Source organism: Mesorhizobium sp. M7A.F.Ca.US.006.04.2.1 (genome assembly GCF_004022915.1).
Taxonomy (GTDB): Bacteria; Pseudomonadota; Alphaproteobacteria; order Rhizobiales; family Rhizobiaceae; genus Mesorhizobium; species Mesorhizobium ciceri.
Genome location: NZ_RZQA01001374.1, coordinates 1 through 964, shown reverse-complemented (window position 1 = coordinate 964; position 964 = coordinate 1). Strand labels below are relative to the sequence as shown.

Below are 964 nucleotides of genomic sequence, written 5' to 3'. Positions count from 1 at the left end.
TCACACAGCCGGGCCTCGTTCCATTCATGGCAACCGTCGCAGTGCTTTCCTTCCCATACCGACTTGTCGAGCCCCTCCACAGGACTGAAGCGTGGCTTGCCCTTGATCAGCTCCGCAATGCTCTTGCCGTCGATTTCCGGATCGCCGAAATCGACAGGATGGTCAAAAAAGATAGGCTCGTCGGAGGCAAGCCTTGGGATTTTCTGACGAAGCATATCGAGCGAAAGTTGGGCGTCGTCGGCGCCCGACGGGTTTGCCGCAACGTTTCGCCCATCCGAACCGGCTTCCGATTTCTGAGTGGTCGCCTCGCCGACGATCAGCGGTGCGTTGAGGTCGATCTTGTGCAGGACGACCTCAGTGGTCAGCGAGACATTGCTCCAGGGGCGCTGTTTGCCGGCGGTTACCTTGAAGACATCGGCGGTAACGCGGTTCATGGCTTCGGTGATGGAAACGTTTGTTTCGCCCATATGCGCCAGCAGCGCCGAAGCGAACGGCGAATGTTGGCCCGACCCGTCAAAGGCGACCTGATTGGGACTGGTGGCGAACGCGACAAGCGTGCCGGCGCCACCATTCTCGATGGGAATTTCGGCAAGGCCGCTTCTTGCTCCCTTCACGCCGGCGGTCTTTGCCAGCACTTCGGCAAGCGGATTGTCACGGCAAGCGTCGAGAAAAATCAACCTTATGCTGGTCTCGCGCGACATTTGCCGCAGGACGAAGTCCACGGGCACCGCCTCGAAATCGAGCGAAGTCTCGTCCTCGAGTGCTGCGTCGACCGGAAGAAGGTAGTTGCTGCCTGAAACCTGCAACCCGTGGCCGGCGTAGAAAAAAAGGGCGATATCGGCGCCGCGCACCTGCTTTGCGAATTGCGCAATCGTCGTCTGGGTCTGCAATTTGGTCAGATCGAAGCCGGAAACGACTTCAAAGTCCAGATTCTCGAGGCGTTCGGCCATGGCGTGGGCGTCGC

1 protein-coding gene is annotated in these 964 nt (G+C 59.3%); it reads right to left on the bottom strand.

Annotated features, from left to right (window positions below):
- Positions 1–950, bottom strand: a 950-nt coding sequence (locus tag EN925_RS37395) for a caspase domain-containing protein (protein ID WP_245487446.1), incomplete at its 3' end; no start/stop codon positions are given.
- Positions 951–964 lie beyond the last annotated feature (14 nt).